22 protein-coding genes are annotated in these 24,844 nt (G+C 54.2%); 4 read left to right on the forward strand and 18 right to left on the reverse strand.

Annotated features, from left to right (window positions below; translation table 11 throughout):
- Nucleotides 1-55 precede the first annotated feature (55 nt).
- Nucleotides 56-640: a phospholipase D family protein gene (locus tag QZ377_RS05015; RefSeq protein WP_291440103.1), complete on the forward strand. Its 585-nt coding sequence runs from the start codon at nt 56-58 to the stop codon at nt 638-640.
- 329 nt (nt 641-969) lie between these two features.
- Here the strand turns inward: QZ377_RS05015 and QZ377_RS05020 are convergent, their stop codons facing one another.
- The 13 genes from QZ377_RS05020 to QZ377_RS05070 form a co-directional block, all read right to left on the reverse strand.
- The gene (locus QZ377_RS05020; protein ID WP_291440104.1) at nt 970-2,466 is read right to left on the reverse strand and encodes an efflux transporter outer membrane subunit; all 1,497 of its coding nucleotides are present in this window, start codon (nt 2,464-2,466) and stop codon (nt 970-972) included.
- Between the two features lie 9 nt (nt 2,467-2,475).
- Complete coding sequence (locus tag QZ377_RS05025) at nt 2,476-3,405, reverse strand: efflux RND transporter periplasmic adaptor subunit (protein ID WP_291440105.1); 930 nt, start codon at nt 3,403-3,405, stop codon at nt 2,476-2,478.
- Between the two features lie 31 nt (nt 3,406-3,436).
- Nucleotides 3,437-3,649, reverse strand: a complete 213-nt coding sequence (locus tag QZ377_RS12630; RefSeq protein ID WP_365854233.1) for a DUF1656 domain-containing protein — start codon at nt 3,647-3,649, stop codon at nt 3,437-3,439.
- Nucleotides 3,621-5,759 carry an FUSC family protein gene (locus QZ377_RS05030; protein ID WP_291440106.1) on the reverse strand — a complete coding sequence of 713 codons (2,139 nt, stop codon included), beginning with the start codon at nt 5,757-5,759 and terminating at the stop codon, nt 3,621-3,623. The genes QZ377_RS12630 and QZ377_RS05030 overlap by 29 nt, the downstream gene beginning before the upstream one ends.
- Before the next feature lie 145 nt (nt 5,760-5,904).
- Nucleotides 5,905-6,825, reverse strand: coding sequence for a LysR family transcriptional regulator (locus tag QZ377_RS05035; protein WP_291440107.1), 921 nt, complete (start codon nt 6,823-6,825; stop codon nt 5,905-5,907).
- 975 nt (nt 6,826-7,800) lie between these two features.
- Entirely contained in the window at nt 7,801-8,082 is a 282-nt protein-coding gene (locus QZ377_RS05040) for a hypothetical protein (protein ID WP_291440108.1), read from the reverse strand.
- Nucleotides 8,083-8,263: 181 nt separating this feature from the next.
- Nucleotides 8,264-8,728 (reverse strand): hypothetical protein, encoded by a 465-nt coding sequence (locus tag QZ377_RS05045; protein ID WP_291440109.1) that lies wholly within the window; start codon nt 8,726-8,728, stop codon nt 8,264-8,266.
- Nucleotides 8,729-8,784: 56 nt separating this feature from the next.
- Nucleotides 8,785-9,420 carry an inovirus-type Gp2 protein gene (locus QZ377_RS05050; RefSeq protein WP_365854238.1) on the reverse strand — a complete coding sequence of 212 codons (636 nt, stop codon included), beginning with the start codon at nt 9,418-9,420 and terminating at the stop codon, nt 8,785-8,787.
- A gap of 541 nt (nt 9,421-9,961) precedes the next feature.
- Nucleotides 9,962-11,422, reverse strand: a complete 1,461-nt coding sequence (locus tag QZ377_RS05055) for a DUF3987 domain-containing protein (protein WP_291440110.1) — start codon at nt 11,420-11,422, stop codon at nt 9,962-9,964.
- Nucleotides 11,423-11,530: 108 nt separating this feature from the next.
- Nucleotides 11,531-11,779: a hypothetical protein gene (locus QZ377_RS05060; protein WP_291440111.1), complete on the reverse strand. Its 249-nt coding sequence runs from the start codon at nt 11,777-11,779 to the stop codon at nt 11,531-11,533.
- Nucleotides 11,780-12,022: 243 nt separating this feature from the next.
- Complete coding sequence (locus QZ377_RS12635) at nt 12,023-12,229, reverse strand: helix-turn-helix domain-containing protein (RefSeq protein WP_365854242.1); 207 nt, start codon at nt 12,227-12,229, stop codon at nt 12,023-12,025.
- A 306-nt stretch (nt 12,230-12,535) separates the two neighbouring features.
- Nucleotides 12,536-13,531, reverse strand: a complete 996-nt coding sequence (locus tag QZ377_RS05065) for a hypothetical protein (protein WP_291440112.1) — start codon at nt 13,529-13,531, stop codon at nt 12,536-12,538.
- Entirely contained in the window at nt 13,528-14,676 is a 1,149-nt protein-coding gene (locus QZ377_RS05070; RefSeq protein ID WP_291440113.1) for a site-specific integrase, read from the reverse strand. Before QZ377_RS05070 ends, QZ377_RS05065 begins: the two co-directional genes overlap by 4 nt.
- 754 nt (nt 14,677-15,430) lie before the next feature.
- Here QZ377_RS05070 and sdhA point away from each other — a divergent pair.
- The 3 genes from sdhA to sdhE are packed head-to-tail and all read left to right on the forward strand — an operon-like array spanning nt 15,431 to nt 19,081.
- Nucleotides 15,431-17,263, forward strand: coding sequence for an 8-methylmenaquinol:fumarate reductase flavoprotein subunit (gene sdhA, locus QZ377_RS05075; protein ID WP_291440114.1), 1,833 nt, complete (start codon nt 15,431-15,433; stop codon nt 17,261-17,263).
- Nucleotides 17,263-18,222: a succinate dehydrogenase/fumarate reductase iron-sulfur subunit gene (locus QZ377_RS05080; protein ID WP_291440115.1), complete on the forward strand. Its 960-nt coding sequence runs from the start codon at nt 17,263-17,265 to the stop codon at nt 18,220-18,222. Before sdhA ends, QZ377_RS05080 begins: the two co-directional genes overlap by 1 nt.
- Nucleotides 18,223-18,226: 4 nt before the next feature.
- Nucleotides 18,227-19,081: an 8-methylmenaquinol:fumarate reductase membrane anchor subunit gene (sdhE, locus tag QZ377_RS05085; protein WP_291440116.1), complete on the forward strand. Its 855-nt coding sequence runs from the start codon at nt 18,227-18,229 to the stop codon at nt 19,079-19,081.
- A 183-nt stretch (nt 19,082-19,264) separates the two neighbouring features.
- Here sdhE and QZ377_RS05090 read toward each other — a convergent pair whose 3' ends face one another.
- The 5 genes from QZ377_RS05090 to asnS all read right to left on the reverse strand — a co-directional run.
- Complete coding sequence (locus tag QZ377_RS05090) at nt 19,265-20,176, reverse strand: ATP-binding protein (protein ID WP_291440117.1); 912 nt, start codon at nt 20,174-20,176, stop codon at nt 19,265-19,267.
- A 60-nt stretch (nt 20,177-20,236) separates the two neighbouring features.
- Entirely contained in the window at nt 20,237-21,580 is a 1,344-nt protein-coding gene (locus tag QZ377_RS05095; protein WP_291440118.1) for a glycosyltransferase, read from the reverse strand.
- A complete protein-coding gene (locus QZ377_RS05100; protein WP_291440119.1) occupies nt 21,580-22,542 on the reverse strand; it encodes an aminotransferase class IV in 963 nt (320 codons plus the stop codon). The genes QZ377_RS05095 and QZ377_RS05100 overlap by 1 nt, the downstream gene beginning before the upstream one ends.
- A gap of 65 nt (nt 22,543-22,607) precedes the next feature.
- Nucleotides 22,608-23,654, reverse strand: a complete 1,047-nt coding sequence (locus tag QZ377_RS05105) for an aspartate-semialdehyde dehydrogenase (protein WP_291440120.1) — start codon at nt 23,652-23,654, stop codon at nt 22,608-22,610.
- 369 nt (nt 23,655-24,023) lie between these two features.
- Nucleotides 24,024-24,844: asparagine--tRNA ligase (gene asnS / locus QZ377_RS05110; RefSeq protein WP_291440121.1), on the reverse strand; the 821-nt coding region annotated here is incomplete at its 5' end.

Consider the following 24,844-nt stretch of genomic DNA (forward strand, 5'->3'; position numbering starts at 1 on the left):
GGCAAGAGTTTTTGCTCAAAAAACTACGCCCTCAAATTTGACTGGATTGGATTCAATGCCCAGCAGTCCCGTATTGATACGGGACTGCTGGGTTCAGATGGCCGTTGTAAAACTTACAATGGCTTTTTTATTGATCTTTGGCCTTGCACATACACTTATGGCGCATTTCGCTTCGGGTGCGTCACTTGTCATCCATAGCGCGTATGTTGATATATACTTTTCGCCCAGAGGAGGCGCAGAAGCAGCCATCATTCGAACTATCGGCGCGGCAACCGATGATGTCAGCGTGCTTGCCTACAGCTTTACCTCGGATCCTATTAGTGCCGCTTTGATAGCGGCGCATCGAAAAGGAGTTCAGGTGCGGGTGGTGCTGGACAAGTCACAATGCACAGCCAGAGGAAGCAAATTGCAAAGGCTCAAAGACGCCAAAATTCCAGTGTATATCGATTACACACACGCCATTGCACATAACAAGGTAATGATCATCGACAGCCAGATAGTCATCACTGGCAGCTTCAACTTCACCAAATCGGCAGAAGATCGAAATGCCGAGAATTTGCTCATCATCCATAGTCATCCCCTGAGTGAAATATATCTTCAGAACTTTGAGCGGCATATGGATCATGCAAGAGCAGAATGATTCGTGTCGCTTTTATTAAATGACTCTAATACTTTGTAATAACAGGAAATGCACTACGAAATTGGGGGCGACTCAGCGCTGTTCCGAAAAAGGGCTGACCATTTCACATACTCCAACAGCTATGGGAGATCATGATTTAGCTTAGGGGATAAATGCGGTAGTATCTCGTGTCGTGCGCTGAATGCCTTAATAAATCCGGGATTGAAGTCCATGAACCACCCCTCTGCGGCAGCCAAGGCGATGAATTCTGAGGCATGGACAAAAAAAGCGTAGATGGCGTAAATCCACGACGAGGATTATTGTCCAGCCGACTTGTTGAGCACATCGGTTTAATCATCTTTTTCAGTAGATACCGCGTCCGACCAACCCGCGCCCAGCGACTTGTAAAGGGCAACGACCCCGCGCACTTCCTCCCACTGACTGAGAGCCAGAGCATCCCGCGCATGGTTGACCGTGCGCTGCGCAACAAGCACTGGCATATAGGCGCTTAATCCGCGTCCATAGAGCCGGGTTGCCTGTTCCAGGGCTTTCTGGCTATCTGAAACGGCTTCCTTGAGTGATGCCTGTCGCAAACGCTCACTGGTCAATGCCGTCAGGGCATCTTCCACATCGCGAAGGGCAAGCCTCACATCCCGCTCGTAAACCAGTTTTACAGCATCGGCCTTGGCCTGTGCCGCTCTTACGCCTGCGCTTGCCCGCCCTCCATCATAGATGGACTGACCGGCTTGCCCACCCGCTGCCCAAGCCTGGCTGGCGATGGAAAAGAGGTTGTGAATGGCGCTAACAGTGCTGCTAATGCCCAACGGGATACTAAACCTGGGAAATCGTTCGGCCTCGGCAACGCCAATCTGGGCGGTTGCCGCCGCAAGGCGGCGTTCGTCCGCACGAATATCGGGACGCTGGCGCATCACCTCCGACGGTAATGAAAGAGGCAGGCGGGCAGGTATGGGCAACACTGAAGAAGAATTGGCCAGTTCTGTGCGCCAGTCACCAGGAAAGCCGCCGGCAAGCACGCCAATGGCATGACTGAAGCGGGCAATATCTGCCTCAAGCGATGGTGGCTGCGCCTCGGCTGTTTCACGTTCGGCCCGCGCCTGCATTACGTCCACCAAGGTGCCCATGCCATGCCGGTAAGCCTGATCTGCCAGTCGCTCACCCTCACGCAGCGTACGGATGTTGTCATGCGCGATGGCCAGGCGTAGCTGCGTTGCACGAAGCCCCGCATAGTTTGACACAAGCTCTGCAACAAGACTCACCTGCAAGGCCCGATGATCTTCAGCGATCGCCTCTATGCCCGCATCTGCCGCCTCGACAGCCCTGCGCGTGCCGCCAAACAAATCCAACTCCCAACTTGCATCAAGGCCCACAAGCCACTTCCGTGACTCGCCGCCAGGTTGAGAACTGAGCGCCTTACTGGTGCGCCGGGTCTCGCCAGACCCACCGGCCAAGATTGTCGGCCCAAACGCCGATGCGGTCTGCACCCGTTCAGCGCGCGCCTGCCGCAACCGCGCCAGGGCTATGCCTATATCCTGATTCTGTGCCAAGGTCTGATCGACCATCCTGTCGAGCAAGGGGTCGTTGAATGACCGCCACCACGTGTGCAATCCATCCTGGCTGCTGATGGTCACACTGTTGTTGTTCACACTGTTGTTCACGCCGTTGGTGACCTCTCCGTTGCCGGCCTCGGTCCAGTTTACGGGCAGGTTCAATGCTGGCGCTTTATAATCAGGGCCTACAGCCATGCAGCCTGACAGACTCATCAGCAACAGGCCGATTGAGCACGTTTCGTAGATACGTAGCCGCGCATAATTTCGTGAGGTAAGCATGTTCACCCCCTACAGCCAGCTGTGCAGCAGTGTCGTGAGGCGGCCCTGGGGCGGTCTGTCGCCTTCTGGGGTCATCACTTCGATACTGCCTGTCATGCCCGCAGCCAGGACAAGGTTTTTCGGGATTTGTTCAAATTCAATGCGAACGGGAATGCGTTGCGCAAGACGAACCCAGCTGAAGCTCGGCGCTACGCTTGGCAAACCTTGCGCGTCAGCCTGCTGATTGGTATCGGCTATCCCACGCCCAATACTCACCACCCGGCCAGGAATCACCTCGTCAAAGCCCATCAACCGAATCCGCGCGGATGCACCGGGCTGGATGCCGTGCAATTTGGTTTCTTCAAAGTAACCGATGAGCTGGAAACTGTGCGCGTCCACCAGGGCAATATTGGCCTGACCAGCCGCCGCATAGTCGCCCCTGCTCAGCCGCAGGCGCGTAATATAGCCATCAACAGGAGCACGCAGGACGGTGTGCTCCATATCCAGCTTTGCCCTGTCCACAGCGATCTGGGCACTGCGCATTTCAGCCTGGGCTATGGCCAGTGTCTGATTGGCGCGCTGTATTTCTTCAGCGGGCACGATGTCCTCCATGCCCCTACGCCGCCTGGCGTCCTCGGTTTTCTGACGTAACGATGCCTGTACTGCGGCCAGTTGCGCCTCGGCCTGTGCCAATGCCAGTGTAAAATGGGCAGAATCTATGCGGTAAAGCACATCCCCCTGTTTTACATACTGGTCATCCGACACCAGGATTTCCGCCACGGTGCCAGACACCTCAGGGGCTATACGAACGATTTGCGCACTGACGCGGCCATCGCGCGTCCAGGGAGCCAGCACATAGGCGCGCCAAAGCGCACTCACCAAAACCCAGGCAACAATGACGACAAACAGCGTGAGGCCCGCCCGGATGATCTGCTTTGCAGGAAATGAGCGATTAAACATAAAAAATCACACCCTTTCTGGAAGTGAACGGTTAAGCATAAAGGATCAGCAGCGAAACGATGCAAAGGGAAATGGCGAATCCGAACAAACCGGGATGCCAGACCCACTCCAGCACTCCACTGCGTGTGAACAAGAAACGAATCCCCAGGTATATTGGCAGCGCTACGCACGAATAGACGAAAAATGGCGGCAAATAGATGCCCGCCAGTGAGAACTCACTGAGCATTGGCTCGTCCTCCAGCATATTGTGAAAAGTACTCTGCGCGACTTTCGAGCAGTGCCGCAATGTCGAGCAATACGACGATTAGCCGCTGCGCCTCTGCTCTGGCGGCGCTCTCCTGCAATGATAATTGTGACAAGGCCCTGGCAGTGCGGCGGGCATGACGTGCTGCCAGTTGGGGCTCACCAGCCCGACGGTTCATATAGCGAAACGCTGTGGCGAGCGGACGGCGTAATGCAGAATCCTTGGACGCCTGACGCAGCCATTGGCGCAGGCGCAGAACCTCCCGCCCCAGATGGATACTGTCCAGAGCGTTGGCGATATCCCGATCCATTGCCTCGGGTTGCGTTCTGAGTAGTGCGCCGAGTTGCGCAATGCGGTGCTGCTGACTCCATTGCCAGACTTTCGCATCCGTCCGCTTCCCTTTAAAGGTGCCAAGGGCGGCATCGCGGATGGCAAGGCGCAAACGAGCCACATCACGCGACCGATTGCGCGGCAGCACAATCAGGAAGCCCAGCAAAGTAAAAAAAGTTGCCAGTATCCAGGCGACGGAACTGTTGAGAAACAACGCAAAATCGTAATGCATCATGTTATCCGTCGCCGCCAGCGTGGTAAAAGCGACAAGATAGGTGGCCCCGGCCGCCGTATGGCGGGGCATGGAGGTTGCGTACACACCCGGCAACCAGAACAGCCCCAAGACAACGAGCAGCAGCGGCAGCCCGGAGACGTGGGGCAAAACCATGAATGTGCAGAAAAACGCCATCACGATGGCAAACACGGTGCCCTTGATGAATTCGATTGCGCCGAGCGCAGGATTGGGAGCTGTGGACAGCAGTGCGCAGCCTGATGCCAGTCCCGCCAGCATCAAGCTCCCGTAAGTCCATCCTGTTTCTATCCAGAAAGCACCGCCCAGCATGACAGTCAACAGGGCCCGTAGGCCGTTCTGCAATGCGGCAGTCTTGTCCCGATAGAACGGCACGGAGACGTGCGCTGCGGTTGGCTGCGGGCAACGCAAAAGCTGCATGCCCTTGAGAGCTTCAACAAAGTCGTTGAGCTGTTCGAGCAGTCGATCGCCAGCGATCATCAGCGCAGCATGCTCTGCCCCATTTTCAAGCGATGTCGTGGAGAGCATGTCCAGCAATTGCGTACGAACATCTGTCAATATTTCAATGGCACGTTCCAGCCCGGCGAGGCCCTGCTCCAGCTCAAGGGCCTGACTGGCTTGCTGCCATGCCCGTTCCCATACGGGCTTGAACTCTCTCAGAGCCTTCTGGCTGGAGCTGCCTTCGCACGGGGGAGGCATCCCGCCCACCAATGCGGCGAACAGGGACACCATGGTTTGCCGAACCGTGGCGGCACGCTGCGCCAAATCAGGGGATTCGGCCTTGCCCAATGCCAACAGATCATCCACCCCATATACGTCAAGAATGAGATTGCGCCTGCCCGCATCCAGCGCTCTGGTCGCTGATGCTTCACCATTGTGCACCGCCGGGTGATCTGTCGTGAGAATGCCTGCGGTGGCTGATGCCAGCCGCCGCAGCTGTGCTTCCAGGCGGCTTCGCACGCTGCGTGTACTGAAGAGCGCAGACACGCACACAAGGCACACCACGCCAACCAGCACGGCAGCGCCGCGCCCCATCACCTGATCGAACGTCAGTTCTGGGTGCTGCATGGCTCCATAGGCCGCCATCCCCACGGTGTACCCCGCAAGCGTCGCGCCATAGGCCCTGAAATGGCGCAAGAGCGTCATGCCCACCACACAAACGCCCATCCACAGGCCAAAGCCGAGCAAAAACAACCAGGGACTCTGGCCAAATGCGCTCATCAGAATGAAGGCCGCCAGCATTCCCACCAGCGTGCCGAGTATTCGCCATACGCCCTTTCCGATCACAGCGCCTTGCACAGGAGTGATGACAAGAAGAACGCTGGATGCCGCCGCATACGGGGCACGCAGGTCAAGCCAATAGGCAACCACCAGCGCCAGCCATGCGGCAAGGATAGAACGCATCGCATAGGTCGCACGCGGCGTGGTCAGATCAAGATAGGGCAGCCCACGGAGAAACCCTTCCCGGAGCAGGGAAAGGCGGGAGAAAAAGACACTCGAAAGTGCCGAAGGCACGTTCGCATACCACATGACAGAATCCTTCTACAGTGAATTAATAAGTTGCACTGTAGACAGACTCGATCATTCCGAAAAGTGAATTTATTGCATTACGTCGATTGCGTCTGGCGCACGTATAAAGAAGCGCTAACCCTCGCGGCTCTCCTCGCCAAGCCAACTACCCCCCCATGCCCGACGAAGCCCCGTTGCAGAGGGCGTGGATTGTGCGCCGCAGCCACTGGTGGGCAGGGTCGCTCTCCAGACGCGGATGCCATGCCTGCATCATCAGCACTGTCTCCAGCGGAACCGGCAATTCAAACAGACGAATGCGCAGACCTGCTGAAAGCGCGCTGCTAGCCAGGTTTTTGGGCAACGACAGCAGGAGATCCGAATCCTGCAATGCGAACAATGCCGTATAGGGGTTCGGCACAACCAGGGCAACATGCCGACGCAACCCATATTCTTCCAGTGCGGCGTCTATGGGACCGATAGATTTTCCGCGCCGCGAGACGTTGATGTGTTCCCAGCGGGTGAGGCGCTCGGGGGTCATCTCGTCGGTAAAAATTGGATGATCAGCGCGGGCGACGCCAACGAACGTCGTGGTAGACAACGACTGCACGCAAATCTCCGGCCCCAGCTTGCGCGAAGCGCTGATAAACAGGTCAATGCGCCCACTGCGCAGCGCTTCTTCATCCACGTCATCCTCTTCCGGTGAAAACCGCAACATGGCGCGGGGCATATCTGCGGCCATAATTCTCAGCAGATGCCCCAAGTGCATGCTCACAAACGCGTCGGTGGCGCGCACGTTGAAACGCCGATCCAACGCTTTTAGATCAATTTCGACATCGGATGAAAAAACCTGCGTCGCTTGCGCCACCACGTTGCGCACCTGCTCGCGCAAGGCCAGCGCCTTGACCGTCGGCACAAGCTTTCGACCCACCTGAACAAAAATAGGATCATCCAGCGCGTCCCGAATGCGGCTTAAGGTACGACTCATGGCCGGAGGGCTCAAATTCATGCGCTGGGCAGCGCCAATGACGCTGCCTTCATCCAGCAGCGCGTCCAATGCCAACAGCAAGTTTAAATCCGGATGTGCCATATTCGCCCCTGTTCATTAACCAAAACGCACTCAAACTTCATGTTGCATAATTGGAATAGCATTAAAAGGCAAATATGACCGACGGCACATCAATCAATAACGGATCCTTTAACGCCGCTTGATTCCCATGTCGTGCTACTGCTCCATTCCAGTTCGATCACAGACATACTCTGACGCGGAATTGTTCTGAGGTCATTTCGATTGTTCTTATGAATTTGCAGGGTTGAGAATTCCCGACTCTGCCAGGCTAATTGCGGCCTAGTGTCTCAATTGTTTTGATGGTCTGAAGCAAAGCTATAACGTATGACGTCTAACTGGGATAATTCATTTGCGCTTCTAAACAGACAACAGCGTGGGATGTGCCGTTTTTTTGTTACGTGTAAGGAAGCGGAATATTCTCCGCCGGTACCAAAGGCTGAAATCGAAGAGGACCATCATACTGCCTCCCCATTAACAAGGCAGCCTGCAGCATGATAAACAAGCTGGCGCCAGATCTGGTACACCATTGACCATTTTTCTGGTTGCGGCAGCAGATGCCTTATGTGTTCATCCCGCATGCCAAGGACAAACCTTCAAAGGAGAGGTTTAAGGGCACCTCCATAACGCTGTTTGCGGACGCTGGGGTGTCCAGCATTCCGTCAGTGGCAACAAGAGTCATCTTGCGCTGCTCTTTGAATGACAGCATGGTTTGCAGCCCCCCAAATAAAGCGCCAGCCAACGGTGTCCCACCAGAAGCACGTATGCCGAATAGGTCTGATACGCCTGTCCGTGGTGTATTACCGGGAATACAAAATTTGCGACCGAGGCAGCGAGAAAAGCTGTAACCGCAGGATTTACGCCACGAATATCGCTTATCACAGTGGGCACGACAAAACAGAAGTGGATTCTCCGACCCTCCTACTTTATAAATGTAACGATTTTTCTTTTGAGGCAGGTATTTCTGCGGTCAAAAATACTCATCACTTCTCTTACTGTTTACAATAGCTGTAACTTCTTGCGCAGGTAAGCCATGGCCGATGCCTTGCTGTAACCCACCTTGGATCCGGCCCTGACGCGCTCCCTTGGGCCCTTTTGTAGCGCGTCTTCATTGCTGAGAGTTTTGACGGAAATAAGCCCTCCTGTGATCCGGGACAGTTCTGCTCTGGATACCACAGGGGGCAACTCTTTCTCGATGGAGCGGAAAAAGTCCTCCGAGCCGATGCCCTTGCTAAAGAGCCTGTCCGTGTAGGCAAAGTCATGCTGCCGGTATTGCTGCATCAAACGCTCCTGATTGCGCTGTAGGGTGTTGAGGGAATATGTGGGCCGCATAGTATACTTAATTTTCATACAAAGAGAGTGCTGCTATTGGGGCAGCACTCTCTTTGCCTTGCAGGCCGATGCGTGATGGTGGGTTTTTGAAAGAGGTTCATTTCTGGTGTGCTTACGCTGTGGAATTTTATCAACGGTCCTTCAACGTCCTGATGAGCGTGTTGATTTCACTCCCAGTCAAGCGGGCCAGCGCCTTGCCAAAGGTTTTGTTGCTCTGCCTCTCTGCCGACAGCCCCTTCTCCTGAGCGATTTGCTGCGCCAGATCTATCTGCTTTGTAGAAGCTGGCTTGGAGCCACCGCCATTGTAAACGGCCTTGTCTTGTGGCCTTTCAGGAGTCTGGACGGTGTGCTGACGGGAATAGGCTTCTGTCTGTGCGTCAGGCATGCCACTCTGGAGTAGCCGTGTGGCATTGGCCCGTGACCTGTCGCTGGCAGCCTGGAGGGTGTCAGCTTCACCCAGGGCAGAGACCGTACGCCCTGTACCCGTCTTGAGGGTGGCTTTGCAGATGTAGTGGCATTCTGGACCATTGCAGGTAAGGCTGGCCAAGTCTATGTCGATAGCTGAACATGAGTCGAAAAAGGTAGATGAGGGCATCTTGAGGCTCCGTATTTTGAAGTGTCGCGCCAATAGCGCATAAGATGCCTATTTTTTCATATGCGTGTGCAGGAGGACACCCGTGAGCCTTTGGGATTGGACTCTTTAGTGCGGACCTTGGCCAGATAGCTGGCGGTATACACCGCGTCATCCATCTGGGCATCAACGTCAGGGGAGTTTCTTTCGATGAACTTGCCCACTTTCCCATTGCTGCTGGAGAAGTTGACCAGTCCTTCATTGTCTGTGCCCAATTTCTTTTTTACAGCCCTGTTGAATGCTTCCTTGATCAAATAGCCATTTTGTATGGCATTGCCATTTACAAAGATGTTGAGGTGGTAATGTGGATTATCGTCTGAGCTCTTTCTTTCTGATACCCAGACAACGTGGAGATCTGGATCGTTTTTTCCATTTTTAAAGCGTGAATCTGTCTGGCGTTTAACATTCTCAATGATTCTGGTCATATCCTCGCTGCTAAGCGTATAATCGCTATACCTCTCACTATGAATGTCCAAGCGTACAGACAACACTCTTGAATGCTTTGACACCATATGCTCAGCGGTGTCTATGATTTGATCTAATGTCTTTGTGTAACAAGGTAGGTCATTGTCATTTCCATTGTTAATTGGATATCCTCTATGTGTATTCTCTTTTATCATGTCTTTACTCATGTCATATGCTCTCAATGATTTCATTTATACGTTGATTCAATATGCCTAACAGCTCTACAGTCTAGTTTCTATATAGTGTCTTTAACTAAACATGTATCTAATTAAAGATACTACCAATAACCGGGATGTATATATCTTTCTCAATCAAGCATAACAGATCAATATTTCCTTCTGTAGCAGTAAATTGTTGCATACTATATTTGCGATAAAGTTTTAAAAAATTAAAAATGGAAAAGTGGTATAGTGTGCTACTATGCCGCTTTTGAATGTCAGATCTAGATACATCACAGATTTTGCCCATAGAACGATGCCAAATGAGTTCTGATCTATGCCCTACTTCTGTGCGTTCTTTCTGAGCACAGCACATTGTCAATCAAGTTGTCACGATTGAATGCTGAAGGTTTCATGCAAAGGGAATATGGCGAGGGTATTTGTTAGCGGCATTTCCCCCCTAACAAATACCCACCCATCTCCCGCATATGCCAATTTTGAATGTGCAGAAAAAAAGCATCCCCCTGAATACCAAGAGAATGCCTTTCGCTGATATTGTTCAATACTCGTCAGATCATGAGCGCCTATCGTAGTACCTGTTCCTGTATTCATGCCCTGCAGGTCTGCCACGTCTTCTAGAATATGATTCAGATATATTTCTTATAATCCGACGCTGCTCAAGTTTATTGAGAGCAACATCTACTTCGGCTGCTGCATAGCGATCCTTGAACCGCTGTTTTATCTGTGTAGCGCTAAACATATCCATGTTTTCTTCAAGAATATGTATCCCGACATGACACATACAAGTCTTCTCTTGTCTGTTTGCATGACCAGATATGCACTCCCACAGATTGTCTGATAACACTTCTGTGATTTGTATTGCGGTGACGATTTCATCCCACGATACAGGCACTTTTTCAGGTTCAGAATATTCCGCAATATGAAGAACCCCTGCGATTCTTAACGCATGTTGTGCCATCCGCTTTGCCCACTCTTTAATTTCAGCATTACGCCCTGATGCTTCTTCAGAGCATTTTTTCCGGAAATTATCCCAAGCATGCTCTGCCTCTGCATCTAGTGTGATGACCTGATGCCCGGCATTCGAGGTTGCACAATCGTTAACTCTAGCAAGAATTCTTCGGATCAACTCCTTTATTTCTGGGTCCAATTCATGCTGAGAAATCTGGTACATCCGCGGGGCATGCGGTGCTGCCCTATAGGTAAGCATACGAGCACACAACCCTGTTTTAATGTAGCTCTTGTCCTTGATAAACTTTGTAAAAGACTCAATCTGCGTGAAAACAAGGTCAACAATGAAAGGATCATTGCAGGTTGCCTGTCCCCTGCAAATTCTACTTTCAGAATGGGTTTCGCCTCCCCAAAATTTTCTGATCATACTGAAGGCGTCACGCGGTAATAAAATGCCGTCTGATTCCATCCGCATAACAAATCCCTGATCAACCATAAGTTTGAAATAAGCAGCTTTCGTTATGTCGGACGTGAGGAATCTAGGTTTGTTTCTTTTCGTTTCGATTTCATTCAGCTTCTGTTTAATATCCTTAATCTCATCAAGCTTGGCAGGATCGCCTGTTTTAGCATATTCACTTTTTAGGAATTTGATGCGCTGATTGCATGCATCATAATCCTCTTCTTCAAAGTTGGATGAATCTTGATTACAGTTATTAAGTTCAACTTGGCTGATGGGCTCTATAAAAGGTTCAAGTGCCGATGATTTCCCACAGCCAGATTCTGCACCGCCCATGATAAGTAAAGCAAGTGAGTTAATATATCCGGTTGTTTTGTGCTTAATACGATGACAACCCCTGTCAATCCCTGCAATTGAAGCCAACCAGCCCAGTAAAACCAAGCCTGAATCAACATGCCGTGATGTCGAAACAGCTTCTACAATTTTCCTGGTATTCAGTGGCAGATTGCATTCGCTAAAATTTGCGAAGTGCATATCTGCTTTTTCCTTTTCGCGCTTCAATGATGAAATTTTCACCATGCGCTTAATTTCAAATGAGTCATAATTCATAGTCTTCCTCAGTCCCGTTATAATTGATTGGCTTGTAGCTTGGGAATGATCGTGTTCCGAGGCTACAAGTTCAGTTAGATCACCGTCACAACAGCACCGTCGTTGTTTTCATCTTCGACAAACGCAAACTTTAAACAACGCTTTGACCTCATCAGGCATATCTGCCAAAGCAACTACGGCCTGATTGCCACGATCCTGCCGCTTATACCCATCAATGAACGCCTGGGCCTGGTGACGCCGCAGTTGCTGAGAAGACCAGCCCATTTCACGCATAACTTCAGGTTCGCTCATCCCCTCTTCAAGCTTCTGGATGTACTCCTCATGCTGTTTGTCAAATTTCTGCTTAAATGTTCCCATGGAATTCTCCTAACATGCTATTGTTAAAGGACTATTTTGTTTATATGGGCTTGAAAAGCTCTTCTTTAGTCGTGGGAAACGACCAAAATCAGCGTCTTGACAAGTGGCATCACCGCTACGGAGTTGGACATGCTCCAAGTCAAACCACAATTTCTTACACGCTCCCCAGCAGCAACCGCCGCTGGAGAACGAGTGATTTGGTGGCGCTCACGCCGATGAGCAAATGTAAGCAGAGTAAAAGCGTTAGCTCTTCCCAGACGGGTCAATACGATTTTTTGACAGGAACGCCTCAAGGTCGCAGACTCGATAACGCACGGAACGGCCTATTTTGACGTAGGGAAGGCCTGCACGTTTAAACCTGTGTGCGCGAAGTGTAGAGAGGCTCAGCCCGGTTCGGGCTGAGACCTCCTGCTCAGTCAGGCATTGGCATGTTGTTTCTATGGTAGGCATCAGCCGACCTCCAATTTGGAATTAGGAGCTCCGGCTATTCTTATAGGATGGGGAAATGAGCTTGGGGAGATATTTGGGACAACCAAAAGCTTAAATCTAATATCAGGAATAGCTTCTATTTGTGCCGTAAAAATGAATCACAGGCGCACAGCTCCACCAGGGGAACTACTACATGACAGTGTGGCAAAAAAGAAAAGCCTTTACATATGAGCTGCTTGAAGCAATAGGGAGGCTTCTTGTGAAGCAATAATCTGCCATGGAACTGCAGCCCAATGCATTTGAAAAACAGTAAGCAATGATATTCGACTAGCTTGATGGAGCAGTTCCACCAAATTTATATTCAAAGAAACTAATCGCTCGCCGAGGAAGTATTTTTTGGGGAGACGCTTTTTTTGCAAGATTCAGCCAGTTCTCAGCAGATTCTGCTCCACTAATTTTTTCAACAGCAGCATTGAACTGCTTTCTCCACAAGTCTGTACATGAAGAAAAATATTTGCAGTTCGCGCAGTCTTCTGATGTTGGATTTTTACTTGGGTCACACTTTATTTGGGGAGCGTGCCTTCTATGCGTCATAAAAGCAGAATCAAGGTTAAAGTTACTGGAAACATACAAATCATAGATCAGCAATCCAGTAGACTTATAAAACACATTATTCAGAGACTGCCTATGCATTTTTAAGTTTGATTGCTTGTGTATCGTATTGAGAATATCTTTACGTTTACAGTTCTCGTAGTCATTGATTGACTTGAAAAGTGTGGCTTTCTTTTTGAGAGTGTCGATGATTTCATTGACATGAAGGTTTTTATCAATGCCGAAGAATACATAATCCCGATTGCTATGGAAGGCTATTACACATCTTTTGTCGGTTTTATCCAGAGTCTTGAATGTTGTAGGGATACTTTCATTGCGTTTTATCTGCTTGGCAACTTCAACCATGTCGTATGGAAAAGGTAAAAATGCAGCGCACACTTTGAAAATATTTGATATTCGGAGAAGCTTTTCAATATAAGGATAAAAAGTGATAAACTCTATATATTCCTCAATTCCCTCAAATTTAGTAATATGACGCAAGCCCATTATGCGCGCTTCATGGCAGTAAATGGCATCAGAAAGCAAGTCTATCTGCATTCCTTCTGGAATGTCTGCCTTGAAGAATTGTTGTGAGGTAAATTTAATATACTTCATAGCGTCTTCGATATGTCCATTGTTATCATAAGACATCTCAAATCTTCGCTTCGCATACTCACAAAAGAAAAAAGACTCTTCCAAAGCCGTCTGATCAAGGATTGAATTTGGTATCATTTTTTCTCCATATCCATGTCAAAGATTTCATCTGCGACGCTGGCTGCACGCTGCATCGCCTCATCGGCAAGGTGAGCGTACCGCTGAGTCATTTGCGGACTGGAGTGCGTCAACAATTTCTGCAATGTGTATAAATCGACTTTACCGCTAGAGGCAAGAAATGAAGCGTAAGCATGGCGCAACCCATGCAGGGGCCGAAAATCCTCTGGGAGACCAGCACGTTGTTTTACTCGTATCGCAATTTTACGAAAATCCTTGCGTTGTGCACCATTTTTACCCGGAAAAACAAAGGAACTGTCGGTTTTTTTGACACCCCGCAGTACAGCCCGTGCCGCATGTGAGAGGGGAATGCGCTCTGTCGTGCCTTTTTTGGCAACTTCTCCTCGCAGCAGAATGAAACCGCTTTCAAAATCTATGTCGGCCCATTGAAGTGCCATCAGAGCCCCTTTGCGCATGCCTGTAATCAGTGCAAGTCGCAAGAATGCTGCGGCATTCTGATCCGGTTCCCTGTCAATGGCTTCGAGATATTTTTTCAACTGATCGGCTGTTAGGCTCTCCGTTTTTTGATTGTCCACTTTCGGCATCTCAAAATGAAGCTTTGAAGGGTCTGTGGCTGCGCATAGTCCTTTTTTGACGCCAAACCTGACTATACGGCGAAGTAGTGCAAGGACATGTTTTGCCGTTTGCGGGCTTTTGCCCATTTTGAGTAGCTTCTGACGAAGCTTGTCAGCATCTAGCGTAGTGATTTCATTTGGTGTTTTATTTTCAAAAAGGCTTTTTATATAGATGTGGTATCTGCTTATATCTGCTTTCCTGGCTTTCCCGTCATCAAAAGATTGCTGATACTGATCCCAGAGTCTGGCGATGGTCGGCTTGGTCACTTCTGCCGCTTTCGCTGCGAGAACAGCTTCACGGATTTCCTTGCGGGAAGCTCGCTTTCCTTCTATGCGTTCGGCTCTGATGCCTGACGCCCTGGCTGGGGTCATGTCGTCCGCATACTGTCTACCAACCTTTTCCTCGATAACTTTACCGTCTTGCTTAAAAACGATATAATAAACGCGTTCCTCACCGGATTTGCCTTTGCGTTCGGCAATCCGGAAAAAGACTCCAGGGTAGTTCGTCTTCATGCGGGCTTTTCCAGTCATGGCAATCCTTCCTCTGAATTTCCAACCGTATTTCCAACCTTATCTGCTGATACTGATGCCAAAAGATGCAACTAGATGCAAGTCTATTTATGGCTATCCATCCAAAATTGATTAATAATAAAAAAAAATGAAAAATGAGGCAAAGTTAGAGCGTTGGCCTCCGGAGCCAAAGGTCGTGAGTTCGAATCTCGCCGGGCGCGCCATAAGGAAACCAGCAGGTTCCCCGTTTCAGGGAGCCTGCTTTTCTTGTCTGGCTTTTCTGTCGGCACGGTTTGACGGGTCGCCCCTTGCCGCTGGAATCATTTTGGATGCCGCCTGCCCGGCGCAAGCCTGCCAAAGCCTCCCCCCTGTGTCTGCCCCGGTCGTTCGGATACTCCGTTTTTTACTACCCGACCATCTCTGCGTCGCATGTGCCGCTGCGCAAACATACATGTGGGGCGCACCACGGCCAGTTCTGTTTTTGGGCTTGCCCTGCTCATCCCGTATCGGAAGCCAAGAGGCGGGGGCATGTATATGGATTTTGGTCGTGCCGTAACGTGTTTAAATTGTAAAAGTTTATTTTTTGGCGGTCATGTAGTAGATATAATTGGCTGATTTTTAATGTGCTTTTTTTCACTTGACACCGGCAGGAGAGAGATCGAGCATACAAACAGTATAGTAACAAAGGGATGCCAGCGCGGTTCTTTCGCCCGCCGCATGTGCGCCCGCTGAAACGCCCGCCTGAACATCCCCGCCATCTTCTGAGGATCCCTATATGACCCAACACTTTACCCGCAGAAAATTTCTGCAGTCGGCCTGTATAACCATCAGCGCCCTGACAGTGAGCGCAAGCGGGCTCGACAAGGCCCTCGCGGCTGTCAGCGGGGCTGGTCCCATGGCTGCCTGTGACGTTCTGATAATCGGCTCCGGCGGGGCCGGCCTGCGCGCCGCGGTTGCCGCCATGAAAAAAAATCCCAAACTCAGTGTGGTCGTTGTGACCAAATGCATGCCTTCGCGCAACGCTACCTGTATGGCCGAAGGCGGCATCAACGGCGTTACCGATTTCAGCAAAGGGGACTCTTACGAGCTGCACTGCTATGACACCGTCAAAGGCGGCGATTATCTTGTCGATCAGGATGCCACCCTCAAGTTCTGCGAGCAGGCGGGCCCCACCATTATGGAACTGGATTATATGGGCATGCCTTTTTCGCGCACGGAAGACGGCAGGGTCAAGGCCCGGCCTTTCGGCGGGGCGTCAAAGGTGCGCTGCAACTATTCGGCAGACAAAACAGGGCATATCGTGGCGCATGTGTGCCTGGACGAAGCCCTGACGCATGGCGTCAAGTTTCTTATGGACCATGAGCTGCTCGACCTCGGCGTGGACAACGGACGTTGCGAAGGCGCCGTACTGCGCAACATCCGCACTGGTGAGATATCGCCTGTGCGCGCCAAGGCCGTGGTGCTTGCCACAGGCGGGTACACCCGTATTTTCTGGAACCGTACCTCCACGCCCTACATTGCCACCGGCGACGGCGTGGCTGCGGCCCTGCGCGCGGGAGTTCCCTTTAAGGACGCCGAGATGATCCAGTTTCACCCCACGGGCGTGGTGCACGGCGGTGTGCTTATCACAGAGGCCGCACGGGGTGAGGGCGGCTACCTGCTCAACAACAAGGGCGAGCGCTTCATGAAGAACTACGCCCCCGGCAAGATGGAGCTGGGCCCCCGCGACATTGTGGCCCGCGCCATTGAAACGGAAATCCGCGAAGGCCGCGGCTACGGGCAGGGTCTTGAAGCATATGTACTGCTGGATCTCGTGCATCTGGGGCGGGATAAAATAGTCAACGATCTTCCGCAGATCCGCCACGTGGGCAAGCTGTTTGAAAATATAGATCTCGTGGACAAACCTATGGTCATCCGGCCCACGGCCCACTACTCCATGGGCGGTATTGATGTGGTAAGCTTTGATGACATGTCCACGGAGCTTCCGGGCCTGTTTGCCGCAGGCGAGGCCTCCTGTGTGTCCATTCACGGGGCCAACCGGCTGGGCGGCAATTCCCTGGCGGATGCCGTAGTCACCGGCAAGATTGCCGGGGATGGGGCCGCGGCCTACGCCGGAACGGCAGATCATGGCGCGGGCAAACGCCTGGCGGACCTGGCCGGCCAGTGGCAAAGCCGCTTTACTGGCGTTTCCAGCGGCGGTGACGCCAAGGAAATGTACGCGCTTCGCGAAGCAATGGGCGCGCAATTGTGGGACAATATGGGTATTTTCCGTACCCAGGCCAAACTTGTCGCCCTGTCGGACACCCTGGCGGATATGCGCTCGCGCTATGACGCGCTGCGCGTGCCCAATGCCAACCCGGTCTATAACTCTGTGTTCACGGAATATGTGGAACTGGGCAACATGCTGCAACTGGCGCAGGCCGCCTGTCTTGCCGCCACTGAGCGCAAGGAGTCACGCGGGGCGCATACCAGGGAGGACTTCCCCCGGCGTGATGACGCCAACTTTCTCAAGCACAGCATGGTCACTATGAGTGAAGACGGCAGGTTGCGTATGGGCTGGAAAGATGTGGCGATCAGCAAGTTCAAGCCCGAGGAGCGTAAATACTAATGGCAACACTCATCATTGACCGCTTTGACGGCAAAAAACACTACGAGCAAAGTTATGTTCTTGCTGCTGCCGACGTGTCCGGCAAGACTGTTCTCAATACACTGCTGTTCATAAAACAGACGCAGGATCCCACGCTCAATTTCACGGCGTCCTGCCGTTGCGCCATTTGCGGGGCCTGTGGCGTCAGGGTTAACGGGCATGCCATTCTGGCCTGCGACACCAAGATGGACGACCTGATTGCAACCTATGGCTCAGATACGTTGCGCGTTGCTCCCCTTGCGAACTTCAAGGTCATTTCAGACCTGGTGGTGGACTGGGAACCGGCGATGGAAAACTTGCGTAAAATCCATCCTGGCATGGTCGCAAAGTCCGAGTTTTCGGTGAAAGAGGGCTGCCGTCAGACACAGGCTGAATTCGACCGTATCAAAAAGCAGTGGGACTGTATCATCTGCGGTTGCTGCGCTTCCGAATGCAACAAGCTTACTGCCGACAACCGGGATTATATGGAACCCTTTGTCTTCACGCATGCCTGGCGTGCCGCCAATGACTCGCGCAGCAAGGATCCTCTGGTGCACGGCAAGCCCGCAGTGGCCGGCGGCCTGTGGAACTGCGTGCACTGCCAGGAATGTGCCAACCGCTGCCCCAAGGGTATCAGTTCCGCTGATGATATTGCGGGCCTGCGCGCCAGGGTTATGGCAAAAGGCATGACGGACGGCGTTGGCCCGGCCCACGCCAGATCCTTCTATACCGACCTGGTGGAGGATTCGGGACGGCTTAACGAAGTACGGCTGGCTCTGCGTACCGAGGGCATCAGCACCGTGGCCCGTGCGGGCATGGCCATCACCCTGCTGCGTCAGGGCAAGATGAACCCGCTTGAAGCCTTTGGTGAAGATCCCGTTGAAGGGCATGCTGCCCTGGTGAAGATGATTGAGGCGGCCCATGCCGCCGCAAAGGAGTAGCCGTATGCAGACCGAATACGCCTTTTTTCCCGGCTGCGTGCTGACTCAGGCGGCCAAAGAGTCCAAGATGGCCCTGGAGGCTGTGGCCCCCATCATCAATATCACCCTTAAGGAAATCCCCGGCTGGACCTGCTGCGGCGCTTCACAGGCCCAGGATGTGGACCCGCTGGCAACGCTGGTGGCCAATGCCCGCAATCTGGCCCTTGCCGAACAGATGGGGCTGCCGGTACTGACGACATGCAGCACCTGTCTGCTCATGTTGCGCCGGGCCAAGGCCGAGCTGGACGGGGGGCAGAAAGACCGTATCAATACCTTTCTTGCCAAGGGTAATATGACCTATAAAGGCGACAGCGAAGTGACCAGCCTGCTCTGGGTGCTGGCCCAGCATGCCGACACGCTCAAGGCCAGGGTTGTCAAACCTCTTGCCGGTTTGAAAGTTGCGGCTTTTTACGGCTGTCACAGTCTGAGGCCCGAATCCGCACTGGGTTTTGAAAGTTCTGTGAATCCGTCCAGTTTCGAGACGGTCATCAGCGCCATAGGCGCACAGGCCGTACCCTTTGACAAGCGGCTGGACTGCTGCGGCTTTCATGCTGTGTATCCGGCGGAAAAATCCGTCATGCGCATGACAAGCGAGATCATCAACAGTGCTGCCGCTGCCGGTGCAAGCTGTGTGGTGACGCCGTGTCCCCTCTGCCAGATGCAGTTGGACATTTATCAGGACAATGCCCAGGAGCTGAACAAATCCAAGGCGCGCGTACCCGTGCTGCACCTTTCGCAGTTGGTGGGTCTGGCTTTGGGAGTGCCTGCGGCTCAGTTGGGGCTTGAATATAACGTCATTGACGCAACAAGGCTTGGCTAAATCCCGTATTCTGGTTTCAGAAGCAGTATACGACATAAAAAAACAGGCCCCTGGCGCTGGCTACAGCGGCAGGGGCCTGTTTGTATTTTTTGCGATGCGGGCATTTTGCAGGCGTCGGCCCGTGGCAGGTGGCAGGGCATGGCGTCATCGGCCCGCGTCGCCTGTCATGCGGATGTTATTGCGTTACACACTGTCCCCGCGCAGGGCTGCGCGTATGCGGCAGACGCCGCAGGTATCGCCCGAGGATGTGGGATAGCCGCACAGCGTACAGGGGGCAAGGGTTACACCTTCTTCCGATTCGCGTCTTGCGAAAACAGGCCGCCCCCGCGCCAGAAAACCCTGATAAAAGTCCAGTTTGCGGCCGGGCATGGCGGCTTCGAGATTTTGCAGCAGCCCCTTGAGTGTGGTGAAGCTGGCCCCGGGGCTGTAAGGACAGGGCGCATAGTGGTTTTCTATGCCCATCAGAAAGGCATAGTTGGCGGTTTCAAATTCCGTAAGCCGCCACAGGGGTTTGACCTTGCGTGAAAAGCCGTGCTCGCTGTCGAGGCGCGGCCCCTGGTCGGAAAGGTAGGCCGTGTCCCAGCGCAGGGTGTTGCTGAAAAGGCGGGCCACCTCGTCATCAAGGTTGTGCCCGGTGGCCAGGGCGTCAAAGCCCTCATCCAGCGCGACCTTGTTGAAAAAATGACGCTTGATCTTGCCGCAGGCCGAGCAGACGGGGCGGTTCAGGCGCGCCTTGACCGCAGGAATGGCAAGACCTTCGGCGGCCATTTCCCTGATCATGAGGTTGAGACCGTGCTTGGCGCAAAAGCGTTCCACAACGCCCCGCGCCGCCGCCGAGGACACGGGAATGCCCAGGTCGATGTGCAGGCCCGTGACATTGTAGCCCTGGCGGGAAAGCTCGAGCATGAGGGCGAGGGAGTCCTTGCCCCCGGAAAGGGCCACGAGCACACGCTCGTCACGGGTAAAAAGCTTCTGTCCTTCAATGCCCCTGGTTACCTGACGGGAAAAGAAGTCCTTGTAGCAGTCGGGGCAAAAGGCGGCATTGTGGCTGCGCAGGGCTACTGCGGCCTCGGCTTTGCAGATTTTACACTTCATCGCTGTTCCTGGGCTGTATTTGAAAACGGTATGACAGAGTATTTCAGTACGTAATTATATTCAAGGCCGGTGGGCATCGTCGTGGCCCGGCTCAAGCCAGCCCAGTTCGCGGCACCATTGGGTATACAGGGCGCAGGCGCGTGCGGCAAAGGCTTCCAGCCCCACATGGGGGCGTAGCGCCTGCGCGCCGCGTACAAGATCCCGGCGCAGTTCCGCGTTCTGCATAAGGTCGATCATGGCTTTTGCCATGGCTTGCGGGTCGTTTTCTTCCACCAGCAGTGCCGCATTGTGCGGCTTGCCGCCCTCCAGAGACAGGCGCTCCAGGTGCAGGGGGCTTTGACTGCACAGCAGGGGCAGACCCGCGGCCACACCGGCCCACAGGTTTTCAGGCAGTTCTTCGGGGGAAGAGCCGGGCGCGATCCAGGCATGGCAGCGGGGCAGCACGTCGGGCAGGTACTGCTCGTTGAGCATGCTCAGGCGCGAGGCCACGCCAAGGCTTTCGGCTTCGTCAAGAATTTCGGCAAGGCGGGGACCGCCCCCCAGGGCGCGCACTTCCCACGGCGGCAGGTCGTCGCGCTGCCAGATGGCCGACATGGCCCGCATGACCACCTGCGCGCCGGAGCGCGGCGTCAGGGCATCGGCCAGGCCAAAGGCAAAGCGGTTGGACCCGGCAAAGCCCGGATCAGGCGCTGCGGGGTGGTCTGCTTCGTATTCTGCGGCGGGTAAAAAATCGTCAAGGCTCATACCCGGAGTCAGCAGGGTAAGGATGTCCTGCCCCAGGGGCAGGGTGCGGGACTTTTCACCGCACTCCGGGCGGAGGTTCGCGTTTGCCTCGTTGTTTTTTCCGCGCGTTCTTTTTTTTTCGGCCTGGGCGTCAGAAGCCTGCCGGGCCTCTGCGGCGGCCAGGCGCTCCATAATATGGCGCGAGCCGCACAGCACCTTGTGGGCAGCCCTGAATGCCCTGGTTGCAGCGCACTGCCCCTGCGGGGGCCGGAGCGGAAAGGCATGGGCCAGCAGGGTGGCTCCTGCCGGGCGCATGCGCAATACGCTGCGGCCCAGGGCCACGGCTTCCTGTCCCATTGTCTGCACAAGCAGCTTCTGATGCCTGCGCTGCCAGCGCCACAAGCGCCAAAAGTTGAACGGATTGCCGGGGCTTGCTCCATTTACGGTCAGTACGGGCAGGTTGAGCTGGCATGCCCGGGCATGCAGGCTCGAAGATTCGCGGCAGGCCAGCATGGGGGCCAGGCGGCCGCCATCGCGCATGGCGCGGGCCAGTGCCAGAACATGCTCTTCCTCCATACGCGCCGTGCGCGTGGGCGAGCCAAGTTCGGCCCACCGGGACTGTTCTTCAGGCGAGGCGAAACCGGGAACCGTATCTTGCAGGGCAATAAGCAGAACACGCATCAGAAGGGAGTACCTTGTTCCATCAAATGCCGCAGCAGGGCATCCTTGAGCCACCGGGTCACAGGCCCCGGTCTGCCCAGATGCTCGCCGCAGCCCACGGGCTGGCCGTCAAAATGGGTAACGCCCACGCAAAGGGTGGAACTGGTGAAAAGCAGCATTTCGCTGGCCGTGCGGATCTGTTCCTTGGCTATGGGCGCTTCTACCACCGTAATGGGGGCGGGGTGGCGGCGCGCGGCCAGTTCAAGGGCGGCCAGCATGGTGGTGCCGGGCAGGATGCGTTTGAGTTCGGGGCAGAGCAGGCGGCCATGTTCGTCCACAAGGCCCACGTTGGCTGTGGCGGCCTCGCCCATGAAGCCGTTTTCATCAAAGGTCACGGCAACGTCCATGCCCTTGCTGGCGGCTTCCATAGCCATGAACACATTGGGCAGATAGTTGGTATTTTTTATGCGGGCCAGGTATTCCTGCTTGGGCGGGATGGCGCTGGTAAAGGCGGTAAGCCCTTTTTCATAAAAGGCTTCGCCCGCAAATTTTTTGCGCAGGGCCACCACGTACAGCCCTGACTGTGGGCATTCCGCCGGGCTGATGCCGAAACCGCCGGGGCCACGGCTCAGGAATACGCGCATGTCGCCGTGGTCGCTGCCTGCGGCGCGGGCCACGTCCAGTATGATGCGGCGCAGGGTGTCCCACGGGCAGGGGGGAATGATACCGAGGGCAGCGGCGCCGTCCTTGAGGCGCGCAAGGTGCTGGTCAAAGCTGAACAGCCTGCCCTGGCGGTAGCTGATGCTCTCAAAAAGGCCGTCGCCCCTGTGGCAGATGTGGTCATCCAGCGGCAAAAGCAGAAGGGACGCGTCGGTGCAGATATGCCCCACCCTGTGGTCATAGAAGGCCAGCACGTTTTCAGCGCCGGGCCTGGGGGCGGCCAGCAGGGCCGCAAGGTAGGTATGGGCATCGACTGCTTTCAAGGGCGTCTCCTCAAAAGGTGTGCGGGGCGCAGAACGCCCCGCACGTTTGCTGCATTCGTTCAATCTCAGGACATGAAGACGTTTTTGTCCGTCACGCGCACAAGGTCACGCTGCACAAGTTCTTCGGCGATCTGTACGGTGTTGAGGGCCGCGCCCTTGCGCACGTTGTCGGCCACAATCCACATGTTGAGGCCGTTTGCAATGGTTTCGTCCTCGCGGATACGGCCCACATAGGTGTGGTCGTCGCCCACGCAATAGCCAGGCATGGGGTACATAAGCTCGCGGGGATTGTCGAACACGCGCACACCCGGAGCCTGCGCAAGTATAACACGGGCATCTCTGGCCGAAAGTTTCTTTTCCGTCTCCACGTTGACGGATTCGGCATGGCAGTAGAAGACGGGTACGCGCACGCAGGTCGCCGTGACCTTGACCGACGGATCGTTGAAAATCTTGACGGTTTCGTGAACCATCTTCATTTCTTCCTTGGTGTAGTCATTTTCAAGGAAGACGTCGATGTGGGGCAGGCAGTTGAAGGCAATGCGGTAGGGATAGGCCTTGTTTTCGGGATCGCGCCCGTTGAAGAGGTCGCGCACCTGACGTTCCAGCTCTTCAATGCCCTTTTGCCCTGTACCCGAAACCGCCTGATAGGTGGAAACAACCACGCGCCTGATTTTTGCCGCATCGTGCAGGGGCTTGAGCGCCACCATCATCTGGATGGTGGAGCAGTTGGGATTGGCGATGATGCCGCTATGATTTTCCAGGGTCTGGGCGTTGACTTCAGGTACTACCAGGGGGCAGCGGTCATCCATGCGCCATGTGGAGGAGTTGTCCACCACAACGCAGCCCGCATGGGCCGCATGGGGGGCAAATTGTAGCGAAGCGGCGCCGCCAGCGGAAAAAATGGCCAGATCAATGCCTTCAAAGACGTCTTCTTTAAGCTCCTGAACGGTCAGTTCCTGCTCGCCGAAAGGAACCTTGGTTCCCGCCGAACGGGCGGAAGCAAAGGCACGAACTTCGGTGGCGGGAAAGTCGCGCTCGTGAAGGGTCTTGAGCATTTCACGGCCTACGGCGCCAGTGGCGCCAACAACGGCAACAGTCAGCTTCTTGCTCATGGCTTTTCGCTCTCCTTGGGCGATGCACTCGGCCTTACGGGGCCGCCGATAAAAAGAGCGCGGCAAATGCGCGCGGTGAGGCGACAGTATAGTCCTGATCGCGGTAAATGTGAAGGGCGCGTTGTGCGTTGGGTCACCACGAAAGGGCATGAGGGGAGGCTTGCCTTTCAAGAGAGCATTTTGCCGCCCTGCGGATAAACCCGCTGGTTGCGAGGCTCCAACGGCCCCGCATTTTTCATGCAAGGCGAAAGCGGCGGATGGCGTTGCGCTGCGCGTAATCCCCCGCCGGGCAGTGACGCCCGGCGGGGCAGGCATAGTTTATGTTGCTGCCGTGCTGACAAATCTTGAGCGCGGCCCGACCGTGACGGCCTAAAATTCCAGATTGCCCGGTGTACGGGGGAAGGGGATGACATCGCGGATATTGGTAATGCCCGTGAGCATCATGAGCAGGCGCTCGAAGCCCAGGCCGAAACCGGCGTGCGGCACAGTGCCGAAGCGGCGCAGTTCGAGATACCACCAGTAGTCTTCCGGGTTCTGTCCCATTTCGCGGATGCGGGCTTCAAGCCTGGGCAGGCGTTCTTCGCGCTGCGACCCGCCGATAAGCTCGCCGATGCGCGGAACCAGCATGTCCATCGCGGCCACGGTTTTGCCGTCTTCATTCTGGCGCATGTAAAACGCTTTGATATCTTTGGGGTAATCGTAAACAATGACAGGTTTTTTAAAGTGTTCTTCGGCCAGGTAGCGTTCGTGTTCTGTTTGCAGGTCTGTGCCGAAGGCAACGGGAAAGGCAAAGTCCTTACCGCTTTTTTGCAGGATTTCCACGGCCTCCGTATAGGAAACACGGCCAAAGGGCGCAGCCAGCATGTCCTGTAGACGCTGGCGCAGGCCCTTGTCCACAAAGCTGTCAAAAAGGTTCACGTCGCTTTCGCAGCGGGTGAGCACATGTTCCACCACGTGCCGGGTAAGCCCTTCGCCCAGTTCCATAAGGTCTTCCAGGTCGGCAAAGGCCATTTCCGGCTCGATCATCCAGAATTCGGCGGCATGGCGGGTGTCATAGCTCTTTTCAGCGCGGAAGGTGGGGCCGAAGGTGTAGACCTTGCCCAGGGCCATGGCCAGGGCTTCGGCTTCCAGCTGGCCGGAAACGGTCAGGTTCACCGGGCACTTGAAGAAGTCCTGGGTGAAGTCCACCT

Source organism: Desulfovibrio sp., assembly GCF_019424165.1.
In the GTDB taxonomy this organism is placed as follows: Bacteria; Desulfobacterota; Desulfovibrionia; order Desulfovibrionales; family Desulfovibrionaceae; genus Desulfovibrio.